Source organism: Collinsella aerofaciens (genome assembly GCF_039752985.1).
Taxonomy (GTDB): domain Bacteria; phylum Actinomycetota; class Coriobacteriia; order Coriobacteriales; family Coriobacteriaceae; genus Collinsella; species Collinsella aerofaciens_BT.
The window spans coordinates 18,415-32,746 of record NZ_JBDMHA010000003.1 but is presented as its reverse complement, the minus strand read 5'-3'; the positions used below and the strand labels follow the sequence as shown (position 1 = coordinate 32,746).

Sequence of the window (14,332 nt, the reverse complement as noted above, 5' to 3'; positions counted from 1 at the left end):
GTGCTCGCTTCGCCCTGACGAGGACCGTCTTGCGTTTACCGTCGATATCGAGCTCGATGCGCAGGGTCGCGTGCGGCATTACGATCCGTATCCCAGCGTGATTCGCTCGCGTGTGCGTATGGACTATGACGGCGCCGAGGCGCTGCTGGTGCGTGCCGGCGCGGTTGAGTATTCGGTGCTGGAGGGTGCAGCCGAGGATGTTGCGGCTGCCGAGACCTCGCGCGAGGAAGCGCTTGAGCGCGGTCTTGCGTGCGAGGAGGCCGCCCGCGGCTACAACATCGACCTCGGCGATTTCCTTGTCTCCGCTAACGAACTCGCCGAACTTCGCCGTCGTATTCGTCGCGCCCGCGGCTCAGTCGATTTTGACACAGCCGAGATTCGCGCTCTATTGGATGAGGACGGAGTGCCCGTGCAGATTGTGGCGCGTGAGCGTTCGTGTGCCACGTCGCTTATCGAGGAAGCCATGCTGCTCGCCAACGAGTGCGTTGCAGAGTGGCTGGCAGACCGTGATATCGAGGCCTGCTATCGCGTGCATGAAGATCCGAGCCCCGATAGCCTGCACGGTGCCGCCGTTGCGCTGGCGCAGCTAGGCATCATCGACGATCGCCGTGCTGCCGGTATTGCCCTGGGGAGCCCCGATGAGCTGCAGGCTGCAGTTGATGCTGCCGCCGGTACGGCCAACGCACCGCTCGTTAACACGCTGCTTCTGCGCAGCATGCAGCGCGCGCTGTACAAGCCGCGCAACGAGGGCCACTTTGCGCTCGCCGCGCCGTGCTACTGTCACTTTACGAGTCCCATCCGTCGCTACCCCGATCTGGTGGTGCACCGCGTACTCAAGCTGCAGTTGGCCTATGAGCAGCTGGGCGGCAAGGACGCCCTGGTCCGTACGCCGCGCCTGATCGGCAAGGGGCGCGAGTCACTGCCGCGCATTCTGCCGCAGATCTGCCGCGCATGCAGCGATGCCGAGCGCGCGGCAGATGCCGCCAGCCATGCGACGCAAAAGATCAAGATTGCCCAGTACTATGAGGACCGTCTGGGCGAGCGCTATGCCGGAACCGTCTCGTGGGTTAGCAGCATGGGCCTTTTTGTGCGCTTGGACCTAACGCAGGTCGAAGGCTTGGTTTCGATCAAGAGTCTGGGCAACGAGTGGTTCGAGTTCGACGAGGACGCGCTCACGCTCACAGGTGCCGACACGGGCACCCGTTACGAGCTGGGGCAGCGCGTGATTATCGAGGTCTCGCGCGTCAATACCACGCGTGGGCACTTGGACTTTAAGCTTATCCATTAGCCAAATCCCGACTCATGGTGGGGGAGCGGAGGGCGGCCTTTCGGGACCGCCCTTCGCATTTGAATCGTGGCTACCTTGCCGTCTGCTCGGCCGCCCGCTTACCTGCTATTTGAGAGGTAAAACCTACCAAAATAAACCTGTCCCTTTTGGCAGGTTTACAAGAAAGCGGGGATGAGATGGCGACGGTGTACGGTTATGCGCGGGTGAGTTCGCGCGATCAGAATCTTAATCGGCAGCTGGATGCGCTGGGCGCCTATGGCGTGGGCTCGGCGAATATTTATGCCGACCATGCGAGCGGCAAGGACTTCGATCGACCGCGTTATCGCGAGCTGCTGCACGTCCTGGGAGACGGGGACGTGCTGGTGGTGCTTTCTATCGACCGACTTGGCCGTAATTACTCCGAGATTCTTGAGGAATGGCGACGCATTACCAAGGTGCTCGGGGTTGCCATTGTGGTGTTGGATATGCCATTGCTTGACACGCGCGCCAGGGCCAGCGGCGCGCCGGATGTGACTAACACCCTGATTGCTGATATTGTGCTGCAGCTGCTGAGCTACGTGGCGCAGGTGGAGCGCGAGAATATCCATCGGCGCCAGGCGGAGGGGATTGCAGCGGCGCGGGCGCGAGGGGTCCGTTTCGGTCGACCTCGCAAGCCATGCCCTCCTCAGTTTGAGCTGGTGCGCGATAGCTATGAGGCGGGCGATATTACCCGCAGCCAGGCAGCAAAGTGCCTGGGCGTGTGCGTGGGGACGTTCGATCGCTGGATGCGCGAGGCGGGGTAGGGTTTTGCGTCGCTTTGTCGCTTCCTGTTGCGATTCAAATTTTGATACGGTGACGATGCCATTTGGGGCTACACTCGCTGATATTCAAAAAAGGAGGTTGACCCTTGGCGCGCGTAAAACAAATAATCGGATGGACCGCGATCGTTCTGTTCGCTGCAACGCTGGCGGGCATCTGGGTGCTGACGGAGCAAAATGCGGTGGAGACGTCGTTGCTGAGCGAGTCCACCGCGCGTGTGGTGGAGGGTCAGGCTACGGGCGTTCAGGCTGTCGATGCCACGGGTGAAGCCCAGACGGAGAACGGAATGACCGGGGGCACCGATTCGGCTGCCTCGAATGTCCGGTCTGGCCGACTTGCTTCCATTCGCATGTGGGTGGGCACGAACGTCCGTCGCGTTGCCCATACCGTAGAGTTTTTCTTCGTCGGATTGTTCGCCTCGGTGGTCGTGGCTTGCTTTTCCAGGCGTCCGTGGAGCGTATGCTCCCGTTGCGTGCCCGTATTGCTCTTTTGCGCCGCCTGCTCCGTTGGCGATCAGGTACATAAGATCTTTGTTCCCGGCAGGCATTTCGACGTTATCGATTTAGGATTCGATGCTGCGGGCTATGTCATCGCCATGCTGTTGGTATTGCTGACGGCGGCGTTGGTGCGCCATGCGACTCGGCCGATCGGCGCCCATGCGAGGCGCTAGCCGGTAACAAACCCGTTTCTGATAATGCGACCTTGTTGAATTATTTTGTGTCGCGCGTATTTCCGAGCGGTCGGATTTGAGGGGCGAGCGGTAGAACGCTCGCCCTTTGTGCGCCACGATGCGGCACAATGTACCGCAAAAGCTGTTTGTATCCGGTACGAATCGTTCGTTGGTCTTTAATTCTTCTCAACGGAGGTGTTTGAGATGGCAAACGGATTGCTTTTGCGGCTTCGCGAGCGTGAGCTCAGCGCGAGCCCGGCGGAACGCAATGTCATCGCATATGTAAGCGCTCATCCGCACGAGGTGGTCGGGCTGTCCGTCCGCGGTCTTGCCGATGTCACGTTCTCCTCGCCCTCGAGCATTTTGCGCTTTTGCAAGCGTTTGGGTTTTGCGGGCTACAAGGAGTTCCAGCGCGAACTGATTGCCGAGCTGGCGCTCTTAGGTGACAAGAAAGACGTAGCTCTCGAGGACATCTCCATGGATGACAGCGTCGAACGCATCGTGGGGAAGGTGATGAAAAGCAACGTGCGCACGATCGAGGCGACGGCGCGAACGCTCGATTACACCGTCTTGGAGCGATGCGCGGCCCGTCTTAAGCGGGCACGCGCGGTCAATCTGTTCGGTATTGGTGCTTCTCGTTTGGTCGCGCACGACCTGGCGCAAAAGCTCATGCGTGTCGACAAAGAGTGCCATCTGTACGACGACTGGCATGATCAGCTCTTATGTGCCAAGAACATGCATGAGGGCGATATGGCAATCGCCTTTAGTTACTCGGGCTTGACGCAAGAGGTGCTGGACTGCACCGCCGAGGCTCAACGCCACAACTGTCCCGTAGTGGCCGTTACCAAAGTAGATGGATCATCCAAGCTTGCCACCATGGCCGATGCCGTGCTCGGCGTCGCTGCGAGTGAACCCTTGGTCCGCAGCGGTGCCATGGCTTCGCGTATGGCCCAGCTTATGGTTGTCGATGCCCTGTACGCTGCTTACGTTGCCAGCGACTACGAACGGGCGACGCATGTCATTAAGCAAAACTACATCGAGAAACAGGAAAGATGAGGTGAATGAAATGCTCGATTTAACAAAATTCACGACCGAACAGCGTAATCAAAGGTCAATGGACCTCGATACGATGACATCGCTGCAAATCGTCACGACGATGAACGATGAGGATCTTCGTGCCGTCCAGTCGGTCACGAAAGTGTTGCCCCAGGTTGCCACAGCAATCGACTGGGCTGCTGAGACACTCGAGCGCGGCGGGCGCGTCTTTTACATGGGCGCAGGCACCAGCGGTCGTCTGGGCGTACTCGACGCTTCGGAGTGTCCGCCCACGTTTGGCGTGTCACCCGATCTGATTGTCGGGCTCATTGCCGGAGGCGAGACGGCGTTTATCAAGGCTGTCGAAGGTGCCGAAGACAGCGAGGAGCTTGGCGCGAACGACCTGCGAGAGCGTGGACTCTCGGACAAGGATCTTGTCGTTGGCCTGGCGGCAAGCGGTCGTACTCCTTATGTGGTGGGCGGCCTTGTGTACGCCAAGGCAACTGGGTGCAAGACCATTGCAATTGCCTGCAACCAAGGGTCGAAGATCGGGGAGAGCGCAGATCTTGCCATTGAGCCCGTGCCCGGTCCCGAGGTGCTGACCGGCTCAACGCGGCTCAAGGCGGGAACGGTTCAAAAGCTCATTCTCAACATGATTTCGACCGGTGCCATGGTCAAGATCGGCAAGGTATACCAAAACCTGATGGTCGATGTGCAGCAGACGAACGAGAAGTTGGTGGTGCGCGGCCAGAACATCGTGATGGGGGCGACCGGCTGCACGCGCGAGCGCGCCGTTCAGGCGCTTGCAGATGCCGGCGGCCACGTAAAAACCGCTATTGTCTCGGTACTGCTGGACTGCGATGCCGAGCAGGCTACGGTAGCTCTTGAGCGGACGCGAGGCCATGTCCGTGCTGCGGTGAGTGGCCATGAGAAGAGCAATGCCGATGCCCAATAGGTGCGCGGCGTGAGCTGATATGACATTCAGACGAGATACCCAATACAAGGAGGAGTTATGACGAACAAAGAGCTGGCTCAAAAGCTGCTGGACCTTTTGGGCGGTAAAGACAACGTGCTCGCAAACGCGGCGTGCATGACGCGCCTGCGCGTGACCGTCAAAGACACGGGCAACGTCGACACGGAGGGCATTAAGGCACTCGACGGCGTGATGGGCCTGGTCGAGGACGACACGATGCAGATCGTGCTGGGTCCGGGCAAGGTGAATAAGGTGCTCGAGGAGTTCTCCAAGCTCACCGGCCTTGCGAAAGGCGTTGCTGACGAGAGCGTGGTTGACGCTGCGGCCACAAACAAGGCCGCGCAGAAGGCCAAGTACGAGTCCAAGCCGGTTCAGGCCTTCCTCAAGAAGATTTCCAATGTCTTCGTCGCCCTACTTCCCGGCATCATTGCGGCTGGCCTCATCAACGGTATCTGCAACGTCATTAACGTCTCGACGGCAGGCGCGCTTGCAGGCGAGTGGTGGTACCAGGGCATTCGTTCCATGGGCTGGGCCCTGTTTGCCTATCTGCCCATCTTGGTGGGCTATAACGCGGCACGTGAGTTTGGTGGCTCCGCTGCGCTGGGCGGCATCGCCGGCATGATGTGTATCGCCAACAGTGCCATGCCCCTGCTTGCGCCTGGCGCGGCTGATCCTGCCACTGCCATTCTGCTGCCGCTCACCAATGCGCAGTACAACCCCGCAGCGGGCGGCATGATCGCGGCTCTCATCGCTGGCGCATTTTTTGCCTGGATGGAGCGTCAGATTCGCAAGGTTATGCCCAACGCACTCGACACGTTCTTGTCCCCGCTGCTGGTGCTCATCATCGGCGCCTTTGCTCTGATGCTCGTCATCCAGCCGGTTGGCGCATGGCTGACGACTGCCATCTTTAGCGTTTTGACCTTTATCTTCGAGAAGCTGGGCGTCCTGGGCGGCTATATCCTGTCGGCAGGCTTCTTGCCGCTGGTGTCCGTCGGCCTGCATCAGGCGCTCACGCCGATTCACGCTATGCTCAACGATCCCGACGGCGCTACCAAGGGTATCAATTACCTGCTTCCCATCCTTATGATGGCTGGCGGCGGCCAGGTCGGTGCCGGTTTGGCGCTGTACTTTAAGACCAAGAACGCCAAGCTCAAGAAGTACGTCGCAGAGTCCATTCCCGTTGGAATCCTGGGTGTGGGCGAGCCTCTGATGTATGCTGTTACGCTGCCGCTCGTTCGTCCGTTTGTGACGGCCTGCCTGGGTGCCGGATTTGGCGGCGCGCTCGCGGCGCTGCTTCACATCGGCACGGTTTCTCAGGGCGTTTCCGGTCTGTTTGGCCTGCTGATCGTCGTTCCTGGCCAGCAGCTCGGCTACGTTGCCGCTATGCTGCTTGCCTATGCCGCCGGCTTTGTCCTGACGTGGTTCTTTGGCGTCGACGAGCAGAAGATCAACGAGTTCTTTGGCGAGTAGTTTGATATCGCGAGCCGTGTTGCTCGGGGTTCGCGGCGCGCGGCAGATTTCTTGATGTTATGGTTGTGCCGGCGGGGCTAGCTGCTCCGCCGGCCTTTTTTAAAGGAGCGTTGAAGCGTGAAAACGGGTATTTCAATTTATCTTTCCAGCCCTTTGCAGGATATTGAGCGGACGATTGAGCGTGGCGCCGCGGCGGGTGCGCGCTACGCGTTCACCTCGCTGCATATTCCCGAGGATGGGGGAGCGGCGTATGCCGATAAGGTCCGTCATGTGCTGTCGCTGCTTTCCGCCCGCGGCATTGCGCTCATTGCCGATGTGGGGCCTCGCACGTGCGATTTGCTCGGGCTTGAGCGCATCGAGGACCTGCGCGATCTGGGGTTGGAATACCTTCGTTTGGACTATGGCTTTAGCGCCCAGCGGGTCGCGGAGCTGTCCGGTGTATTTCGCATTGTGGTCAATGCATCGACAGTGAGTTCTGATGAAATCGCATCGTGGCGTGAAGCCGGCGCCGATGTGACTCGTTTTGCCGCCTGCCACAATTTTTACCCCAAGCCTTATACCGGTTTAGCTCTGGAGGACATTGCTCGGGTGAATCTTCGTCTTGCGGCGCTTGGATTCGAAATCATGGCTTTTGTGCCGGGTGATGCTAACGTTCGCGGGCCGGTATTCGAGGGACTGCCGACGGTCGAGGCGCAGCGCGGTCGCGCGTCAAAGGTTGCTCTCAATATGCTTGAGCTTGCACATGGCGCCGATTGCGACATTGTGTTGGTCGGCGACCCCGATCTTTCCGATGCGGGCTGGGCGCAGTTTGCTCAAGTTTCCGCCGGATACGTGGACCTGCAATGCGAGCTTGAGCCCGGTTATGCCTATGTGCGCGGGCAGATTCATCACGACCGGCCCGACTCGAGCGTCCTCATCTTTAGGTCTCAGGAGTCACGTACGACGCTTAAGCCGGATTCCGTGTCGACGGATGCCGGAGCCGGCCTGCCGCGAAAGGCGGGGTCGATCGCTGTGAGCAATAGCGGATATGGGCGCTACGAAGGCGAGCTTGAGATTGCGCGGGTCGATCTTCCCGGTGACGAGCGCATGAACGTTGCGGGCCATATCACGCCCGAGGCAATGGAGCTGCTGCCGTTCATCAAACGCGGATTCGGGGTACGGTTCGTTTAGCGTGTGACCCGTGGGCTACAATTGGCCCATCATACGAAGGCGCCTCGTGTGGCGTGTGCCTGCGTTGGCCGATCTATATTCGGAGGATTCCCATGACCGTACTGTTTGTTGAATATCCCAAGTGCTCGACCTGTAAGAAGGCCAAGGCATGGCTGGATGAACATGGGGTTGAGTATATCGACCGCGATATCGTTTTGGACAATCCTACGGCTGATGAGCTTGCGACCTGGATTGCTCATTCGGGGCTGCCGGTGCGGCGCTTCTTTAATTCGTCGGGCATGAAATATCGAGAGCTGGGCCTGAAGGCGCGTCTGGATGCGGGCATGACGGATCGGGAGTGCTACGAGCTGCTGGCGACCGACGGCATGCTGGTCAAGCGTCCGCTGCTGGTGGGCGACGACTTTGCGATTCCCGGCTTTAGGGAATCGGCTTGGGCCGAGGCGTTGCTGTAGCGGCTGCGGAAAGTGCGACCCGGAATTCGCTTCCAGAATGGGATGCACTTTCCCAAAGTGGCCGGTTGCGGAAAGCACGTCCCATTCTGAGCTTCGATTGCGGGACACGGTTTCCGGTTGAGGGCTCGACAGGAAAGTAGGGACCAGTTTGAGCTTGAAATCTGGGACGCACTTTCCGCCGGCGGGCCTGCCCCAGTCAGTCCGCCAGCTGTGCCCATTCGTGCGGATCGTAGACCTTTACGTGCTTGTTGGGCTTGCCGCTCCAGTACTCTTCGTCCATAAAGGGCAGATATGCCTGAATGCCGGGGCAGATAAAGGGAATCCGCTGCTGTTGCAGTCGCTCGCGCTGGCGCTGCTCCAGGTGCGCCTCGGATATGACGGTCGGCATGCCGGACAGCTCGACGAGGCTTGCCTGGATTCGCTTAAGGTCGGGGAGTCCCGCGTGCCATGACATCCGCATGATTAAAAAGGATGCACGGCGGTATTTTGCCTGCACCACAGTAATGGCGGGGCGTAACGTGGGGTGAATTTTGTCCCGTTCGGGCCAAAGGTCGGCAGTGATCTCGAGGCCCAGGGTCTCCCATAGGTAATCAAGCTCTTCGTCCATGGCGCCTCGATATCTACGCGATCATTGATACTTCGATTGTGTTGCCTGGTGCTATCGTTTTCGCGGTAGAATCTGCCAACGGTTGACGGCTACCGCTCGCGGCGTTTTGCCCTTCGTGTGCAGCGGTCGACTTCACAGGTCCTTCACGTGTTGGACGAAATTAGGCCAATTTGACCGAATTTCAAAAAAGTCAAAATTGGGGCTTGCGTCATGGCGGGACTTCCCGTATATTTCTTTCTTGCGCAAAGGCACAGCCGAGCGCAGCGATGCAGTCATTGGGATGTCGTCTAATGGCAGGACAGCGGATTCTGGTTCCGTCAATGGGGGTTCGACTCCCTCCATCCCAGCCATTGCATTTGCTACATATGGCCCGTTCGTCTAGCGGTTTAGGACGCCGCCCTCTCAAGGCGGAGATCACCAGTTCGAATCTGGTACGGGCTACCACAAAATGAACGCCCGGGCCTCGCAAGAGACCCGGGTTTTGTGTATTGACCGTATATGCGGCGTCTGCCGTGTTTCGCTCAGATCGAGGAGTAGCCATGGATCTGCCCATCAGCTTGCAAGACATCACGTATGCCGAGAACTATCTGGCGCAGGGCGACCTGGCCACGGCGACGCCGCTGTTGGAGCGTCTGGTTGAGCTCGCCGAGGAGTATATCGATGCCGAGTGCAAGACGGAGGAGAACCGCCAGTACTTTAGCTTCGATAGCAAGTTTGAGCGTCTGGCCTACCGCCGCGTGGAAAAGGATCCGCGCGAGCTGGTGCAGGTCGAGGTGCCTTTTGATCGCCTGTATTCCGACATGGCGTATGCCTACATTCGCCAGCAGGATTATGTGAGTGCTCGCAACGCCTTGATGCAGGCCGTGCGCTGGGACCCCATGAACTGCAACTACCGCCTGGATCTGGCCGAGCTGTTCCGTGCGCTCGAGGACAAGCAGGAGTGGGCATCGCTTTCATTTTCGGTGCTAGAGCGTGCGAGCGACGGCAAGTGCGCCGCCCGCGCCTACGCCAACTTGGGCCAGTATTTCCTTGAGCCCGAGACCGAGAACGTCTCGGCGGCCGTGGGTTGCGCGCGCCTGGCGCTGCGCTTGGCCCCTGGCGACGCGCATACGACGCGCCTGCTCAACAAGATCCATACCACCTATCCGGATGCCGCCGATGAGAGCGACGAGCACGTGATGGGTGAACTGGCCCTGCAAGGCGTTCCGACCTCGCCTTCGGCCGAGATTGCCATCTGCCTGATTATGTGCGCGACCGATGCTGCAAGCGACGGCGACAAGCAGGAGGCGACGCGCCTGACGGTGCGTGCTCGCGACTTGGTGGGCGAGGAGGCCTGCGCGGCGATTATTAAACTGGTGCGCGAGAGCGATGCCGAGCTCAATGCCGAGCGCAAGGCAAAGCGCGAGACTGCGGGCTCAAACGCCGATGGAGCCAAGGGGGCCGGCGATGCCCAGTAAGCGCGAGCGCAAACTCATTTCCAAGAATCGCTCGGCACATCACGAGTACTTTATCGATGAGACGTTTGAGTGCGGTATTGAGCTGAGCGGCACCGAGGTCAAGTCGATTCGCGAGCGCGCCTGCCAGATCACCGATACCTTCGCGCTGATCCGCGGCGGGGAGTGCTGGCTCGTCGGCCTGCATATCCACCCTTATAGCCATGGTGGCGTGTGGAATCGCGATCCCGACCGTCGGCGTCGTCTGCTGCTGCACCGCAAGGAGATTGACTTTCTTGACGGCAAACTTCGCAACCGTGGTTATGCGCTGGTTCCGTTGGAGCTCTACTTTAATACCGACGGCCGCGTAAAGCTGCTGCTGGGTCTAGGTCGCGGCAAGAAGCTCTACGACAAGCGCGAGGACATGGCCAAGCGTGATGTCCAACGCGAGATCGACCGCGCCCTTAAGGAACGCAACCGCTAGGCACTCTGTATAAGTTGCGGTGGAATACGGACTGTTTTGCCTGTTTGAGGGACTATTCAGTCCCTATTTCACCGCAACTGTGGGTGTCTCATCTTTCTTACTGTTCTGACACATATGTCTCAAAGGCGGCGTCCGTTATGGGTGCCGCCTTCTTTTGTGGGTACATACATCCATGAGGTTCAATTCTGGGTTAGGGGAGTGATCGTTATGGACAAAACTGCGTTCTTTACGATGCCGAGCGGCCTGTATGTGGTGAGTGCCGCGGCCGACGGGCTGCGTGCCGGCTGCGTTATCAACACAGCGGTGCAGGTGACATCCGCCCCGGCGCGCATCTCGGTTGCCGTGAACAAGGAAAATGTCACCTCGGGCGTCATCGCATCGGCCAAAGCGTTCGCGCTGACCGTGATTGACCAGACCGCCGACATGCTCTATATCGGCAACTTTGGCTTCCGCACCAGCAGCGATTACGACAAGTTTGCCAAGTACGAGACCTACGAGACCGCGCTGGGCATGCCCTATGTGCCCGAGCACGCGGCGGCGCTGTTTAGCTGCCGTCTGATTGATGCCGTGGATGTGGGCACGCACCTGCTCTTTATCGGTGAGGTCGAAGATGCCGAGCGTCTGAGCGGCGAGGCCCCGCTGACCTATGACTACTACCACAAGGTGTTAAAGGGCAAGACGCCGCCCAAGGCTTCGTCGTATCAAGGCTAGAAATGTTCTAAAAATACTTGCATTATATTATTGAGAATATATACTAATAAGCAAGTACACCAGCAGTCACGTTCGAGAGGAAAACATCATGGCTGAGGAGAAGAAGACGTATAAGTTCGTGTGCACCGTTTGCGGTTACGAGGTTGAGGTCGACACGCCCGAGCTGCCCGAGGACTACGTGTGCCCGGTGTGCGGCGTCGGTCCCGATCAGTTTGAGCTCGTCGAGGAGTAACTCGCAGGCACACGGCGAAAGCCGAACATAGCTCTGTCCAAGGGTCCCGGTCGAATTCTCGGCCGGGACCCTTTTGATTTATCTGACGGTTTAAAACGGTCTCACGTGTTACAGATTAAGACGTTATATCTGGACAGTCACGCCATCCCAATTACATCCCCGTTAGCAGCACGATGTCGAGAATCGTCACGATGACGCCGATCCCTACGAGCAGCGCGTTGAGCGGGCGCGAGTTGGCGTATTTGCCCATAACGCGGGCTGAGCTGGTGAGCCGTATGAGCACAAAGACCGTAATCGGCAGCTGAAGCGACAGCAGTGCCTGACTCCAGATGAGACCTTCAAAAGGATTTGGGATGACCAGACACGCCGCCACTGCGCCGGCGAAACAGGCCGCTACCCCGATCGAGGAATGTCGGTCGTGGATGTCGTATTCCTCGTCGAACATGCCCGCGGTGATGGTTCCCGCCGCCATGCCCGCTGTCACGCTGCTCGATAGTCCCGCGAACAGCAGCGCTACCGCAAAGATGGTCGAGCTCGCCGGGCCCAAGATGGGGGAGAGCGTGGCCGCTGCGACGGCGAGGTCGTCTACGACAATGCTGTGCGCAAAGAAGGTCGTTGCGGCCAGGATGACCATGGCCGAGTTGATTGCCCAGCCCACGCCCATCGAAAAGAGCGTGTCGAAGAGCTCATAGCGCAGACGCTCTTCGATAACCTGCTCGCCTTGGCCTTCGAAGTGCATGGATTGGATGACCTCGGAGTGTAGAAAGAGGTTGTGGGGCATAACGACCGCACCCAGGACACTCACGATAATCGCGGCAGAGCCAGTGGGCATACTGGGCGTGATCCAGCTTGCGGCGGCTTGCGGCCAGTCGACCTTGACTAGTGCAAGCTCGGCCAAAAACGAGAGTCCTACCACGCCTACGAGGGCGATGATCCAGCGTTCGGCACGCTTGTAGGAACTCGTCATGAGCATCGCCATCGATACTGCCGCCACGATGACGCAGCCCGCACGTACGGGCAGCCCAAAGAGCATTTGAAGGGCAATCGCGCCACCCAAGACTTCGGCCATGGCGGTGGCGATGGTCGCGAGATAGGCACTGGCGAGCACCGTGCGTCCAACGAAGCGGGGGAGGTAACGTGTCGTGGCCTCGGCAAGACAGGCGCCCGTGGCGATGCCCAGGTGCGCCGCGTTGTGCTGCAAGACGATCAGCATAATCGTGGACAGCGTGACGATCCACAGCAGCGCGTAGCCAAACTGCGAGCCCGCGGCCATATTGGAGGCCCAGTTGCCCGGGTCGATAAAGCCGACGGTCACGAGCAGCCCGGGGCCGATATTCCGCGCAATGTCTAGGCCTCCGTGACCGCCGGTGCGGTGCGAGCCAAAGTGTTGTTTGAGATGGTTGAGCATGGTGCGCTCCTGCGTGCCGTTTGTTTGACGCCGCAAAGGATACCCGTTTTAGGCTCAAAAGTTAACTATGACTAACAAAATAGTTGTATTTGAATGGGGTGGGGAAAGGGGGTTGCCGAAATGTCTTGATCTGTAACAACTGGGGATGGAAATTGGGTCTAGGTGTTACAGATCAAGACAGGAAGAAATGGTCCTATGGAAAATCTCGATCTGTAACAGCTGACCGCCAAAACTGACCCTTCGTGTTACAGATTGAGACATTCGGAACCGTCTCTCGAAAACATCTTGATCTGTAACAGTTAGTCGTCGAAATTGGGTCTTACTGTTACAGATTGAGATGTTTGAAGCGGTGAGCTTACAGGCCGAACTTGGGGCCTATGTTGTCGCCCTCGAGGTCGGCGGTGTCCACTCGTAGGGCGTGCGTTACGCGATTGTTTCGAAACGGGTGGGAAACACAACGGGCCGGCGGTGCTCCTAGTATGCCTATTCAACTGACTGTCTAATATCTAGGGGAGGATCGCGATGCAGGCAGATTCCGCTCAGCAGCAGGGCCTTTATCGCCCCGAATTCGACCACGATGCATGCGGCATCGGCGCGCTTGCCGATATCAACGGCGAGCGCCATCACCAGATCCTGGACGACGCACTGTCCATTCTGGTCAACTTGGAGCACCGCGGCGGCACGGGACTCGAGAAGAACACCGGCGACGGCGCCGGCATCCTGTTCCAGGTTCCGCATCACTTTTTCCGTAAAGAGGCTCAAAAGTGTGGCCAGATTCTGCCGGCAGAGGGCGACTATGGCGTGGCCATGCTGTTCTTCCCGCAGGACGAGAAGGGCGTAGAGGATGCCCGCCGCGTGTTTGAGGAGGGCTGCGCCGAGGCCGGCGTGCCGCTGCTCTTTTGGCGCGAGGTGCCGGTTGACCCGCACGACCTGGGCGAGACGGCCCGCGCCTGTATGCCCACTATCCTGCAGGCCTTCCTGGGCCGTCCGGACGACACGCCCGCCGGCGATGCCTTCGAGCGCCGCCTGTACGTGTGCCGCCGCACCATCGAGAAGAAGGCCGACGCTGAGTACGCCCTGCGCGACAAGATCTTCTACGTCTGCTCCATGAGCTCGCGCACCATCGTGTACAAGGGCATGCTCGTCGCCACGCAGATGCGCCGCTTCTTCATCGACCTCAACGATGCCGCTGTCAAGACGGCCGTGGCGCTCGTCCACTCGCGCTACTCCACCAACACCACGCCCAGCTGGGAGCGCGCGCACCCCAACCGCTTTATCATCCATAACGGCGAGATCAACACCCTCAAGGGCAACGTCAACTGGATCCGCGCCCGCGAACCTAACCTGTACAGCCCCGTGCTGCAGCACGATCTTGAGCGCGTGATGCCCATCATCAACCGCGAGGGTTCCGACTCCGCGATTCTGGACAACGTGCTCGAGTTTTTGGTCATGAACGGTCGTCCGCTCACGCGCGCCGCATCCATGCTGCTGCCCGAGCCGTGGGATCACAACGACAGCCTGAGCGAGGAGCGCCGCGCCTACGACGCCTACCAGTCCATGCTCATGGAGCCGTGGGACGGCCCGGCTGCCATCGCCTTTAC

Annotated in this window: 14 protein-coding genes, 2 tRNA genes and 1 pseudogene; 15 read left to right on the top strand and 2 right to left on the bottom strand. The window is 59.3% G+C overall.

The genetic code is table 11. The features are described from left to right. The 8 genes from ABHR76_RS00790 to ABHR76_RS00755 form a co-directional block, all read left to right on the top strand. Positions 1-1,288 (top strand): RNB domain-containing ribonuclease (locus tag ABHR76_RS00790; RefSeq protein WP_346976513.1); only part of this gene is annotated, 1,288 nt, incomplete at its 5' end. A gap of 176 nt (positions 1,289-1,464) precedes the next feature. After that, the gene (locus ABHR76_RS00785; RefSeq protein ID WP_195919687.1) at positions 1,465-2,070 is read left to right on the top strand and encodes a recombinase family protein; all 606 of its coding nucleotides are present in this window, start codon (positions 1,465-1,467) and stop codon (positions 2,068-2,070) included. Positions 2,071-2,174: 104 nt separating this feature from the next. Then, positions 2,175-2,756: a VanZ family protein gene (locus ABHR76_RS00780; protein WP_270226327.1), complete on the top strand. Its 582-nt coding sequence runs from the start codon at positions 2,175-2,177 to the stop codon at positions 2,754-2,756. A gap of 204 nt (positions 2,757-2,960) precedes the next feature. Beyond that, positions 2,961-3,812: a MurR/RpiR family transcriptional regulator gene (locus ABHR76_RS00775; RefSeq protein WP_055310345.1), complete on the top strand. Its 852-nt coding sequence runs from the start codon at positions 2,961-2,963 to the stop codon at positions 3,810-3,812. A gap of 10 nt (positions 3,813-3,822) precedes the next feature. Then, positions 3,823-4,746 carry an N-acetylmuramic acid 6-phosphate etherase gene (gene murQ, locus ABHR76_RS00770; RefSeq protein WP_346976511.1) on the top strand — a complete coding sequence of 308 codons (924 nt, stop codon included), beginning with the start codon at positions 3,823-3,825 and terminating at the stop codon, positions 4,744-4,746. Positions 4,747-4,803: 57 nt separating this feature from the next. Further along, positions 4,804-6,234, top strand: a complete 1,431-nt coding sequence (locus tag ABHR76_RS00765; RefSeq protein WP_035137407.1) for a PTS transporter subunit EIIC — start codon at positions 4,804-4,806, stop codon at positions 6,232-6,234. A gap of 117 nt (positions 6,235-6,351) precedes the next feature. Then, a complete protein-coding gene (locus ABHR76_RS00760; RefSeq protein ID WP_271736573.1) occupies positions 6,352-7,404 on the top strand; it encodes a MupG family TIM beta-alpha barrel fold protein in 1,053 nt (350 codons plus the stop codon). Positions 7,405-7,496: 92 nt separating this feature from the next. Further along, entirely contained in the window at positions 7,497-7,856 is a 360-nt protein-coding gene (locus tag ABHR76_RS00755; RefSeq protein ID WP_161144816.1) for an arsenate reductase family protein, read from the top strand. A 196-nt stretch (positions 7,857-8,052) separates the two neighbouring features. Here ABHR76_RS00755 and ABHR76_RS00750 read toward each other — a convergent pair whose 3' ends face one another. Further along, positions 8,053-8,463 carry a hypothetical protein gene (locus ABHR76_RS00750; RefSeq protein WP_161144815.1) on the bottom strand — a complete coding sequence of 137 codons (411 nt, stop codon included), beginning with the start codon at positions 8,461-8,463 and terminating at the stop codon, positions 8,053-8,055. 276 nt (positions 8,464-8,739) lie between these two features. Between ABHR76_RS00750 and ABHR76_RS00745 the strand changes: the two genes are divergently transcribed. The 6 genes from ABHR76_RS00745 to ABHR76_RS00720 all read left to right on the top strand — a co-directional run bounded on the left by ABHR76_RS00745 (position 8,740) and on the right by ABHR76_RS00720 (position 11,323). Continuing rightward, positions 8,740-8,813 (top strand) — tRNA-Gln (locus tag ABHR76_RS00745). 17 nt (positions 8,814-8,830) lie between these two features. Next, positions 8,831-8,907, top strand: a tRNA-Glu gene (locus ABHR76_RS00740). Between the two features lie 95 nt (positions 8,908-9,002). Beyond that, positions 9,003-9,920 (top strand): tetratricopeptide repeat protein, encoded by a 918-nt coding sequence (locus ABHR76_RS00735; RefSeq protein ID WP_346976509.1) that lies wholly within the window; start codon positions 9,003-9,005, stop codon positions 9,918-9,920. Then, on the top strand, positions 9,910-10,380 hold the full coding sequence (smpB, locus tag ABHR76_RS00730) for an SsrA-binding protein SmpB (protein ID WP_006235325.1): 471 nt from the start codon (positions 9,910-9,912) through the stop codon (positions 10,378-10,380). Before ABHR76_RS00735 ends, smpB begins: the two co-directional genes overlap by 11 nt. A 207-nt stretch (positions 10,381-10,587) precedes the next feature. Next, positions 10,588-11,091 carry a flavin reductase family protein gene (locus tag ABHR76_RS00725; protein ID WP_346976508.1) on the top strand — a complete coding sequence of 168 codons (504 nt, stop codon included), beginning with the start codon at positions 10,588-10,590 and terminating at the stop codon, positions 11,089-11,091. Between the two features lie 88 nt (positions 11,092-11,179). Next, positions 11,180-11,323 (top strand): rubredoxin-like domain-containing protein, encoded by a 144-nt coding sequence (locus ABHR76_RS00720; protein WP_035137395.1) that lies wholly within the window; start codon positions 11,180-11,182, stop codon positions 11,321-11,323. A 151-nt stretch (positions 11,324-11,474) separates the two neighbouring features. Here the strand turns inward: ABHR76_RS00720 and ABHR76_RS00715 are convergent, their stop codons facing one another. After that, positions 11,475-12,731, bottom strand: coding sequence for an Nramp family divalent metal transporter (locus tag ABHR76_RS00715; protein ID WP_161144811.1), 1,257 nt, complete (start codon positions 12,729-12,731; stop codon positions 11,475-11,477). A gap of 522 nt (positions 12,732-13,253) precedes the next feature. Between ABHR76_RS00715 and ABHR76_RS00710 the strand changes: the two are divergent. Next, positions 13,254-14,332 (top strand): annotated as a pseudogene (locus ABHR76_RS00710) (glutamate synthase subunit alpha); the annotation flags it as partial.

What these genes read in the sequence shown, in the direction of transcription:
- ABHR76_RS00785 (WP_195919687.1), top strand. Translation starts at nt 1,465, where the DNA reads ATGGCGACGGTGTACGGTTATGCGCGGGTGAGTTCGCGCGATCAGAAT.
- ABHR76_RS00775 (WP_055310345.1), top strand. Translation starts at nt 2,961, where the DNA reads ATGGCAAACGGATTGCTTTTGCGGCTTCGCGAGCGTGAGCTCAGCGCG.
- murQ (WP_346976511.1), top strand. Translation starts at nt 3,823, where the DNA reads ATGCTCGATTTAACAAAATTCACGACCGAACAGCGTAATCAAAGGTCA.
- ABHR76_RS00765 (WP_035137407.1), top strand. Translation starts at nt 4,804, where the DNA reads ATGACGAACAAAGAGCTGGCTCAAAAGCTGCTGGACCTTTTGGGCGGT.
- ABHR76_RS00755 (WP_161144816.1), top strand. Translation starts at nt 7,497, where the DNA reads ATGACCGTACTGTTTGTTGAATATCCCAAGTGCTCGACCTGTAAGAAG.
- ABHR76_RS00750 (WP_161144815.1), bottom strand. Translation starts at nt 8,463, where the DNA reads ATGGACGAAGAGCTTGATTACCTATGGGAGACCCTGGGCCTCGAGATC.
- ABHR76_RS00735 (WP_346976509.1), top strand. Translation starts at nt 9,003, where the DNA reads ATGGATCTGCCCATCAGCTTGCAAGACATCACGTATGCCGAGAACTAT.
- smpB (WP_006235325.1), top strand. Translation starts at nt 9,910, where the DNA reads ATGCCCAGTAAGCGCGAGCGCAAACTCATTTCCAAGAATCGCTCGGCA.
- ABHR76_RS00725 (WP_346976508.1), top strand. Translation starts at nt 10,588, where the DNA reads ATGGACAAAACTGCGTTCTTTACGATGCCGAGCGGCCTGTATGTGGTG.
- ABHR76_RS00720 (WP_035137395.1), top strand. Translation starts at nt 11,180, where the DNA reads ATGGCTGAGGAGAAGAAGACGTATAAGTTCGTGTGCACCGTTTGCGGT.
- ABHR76_RS00715 (WP_161144811.1), bottom strand. Translation starts at nt 12,731, where the DNA reads ATGCTCAACCATCTCAAACAACACTTTGGCTCGCACCGCACCGGCGGT.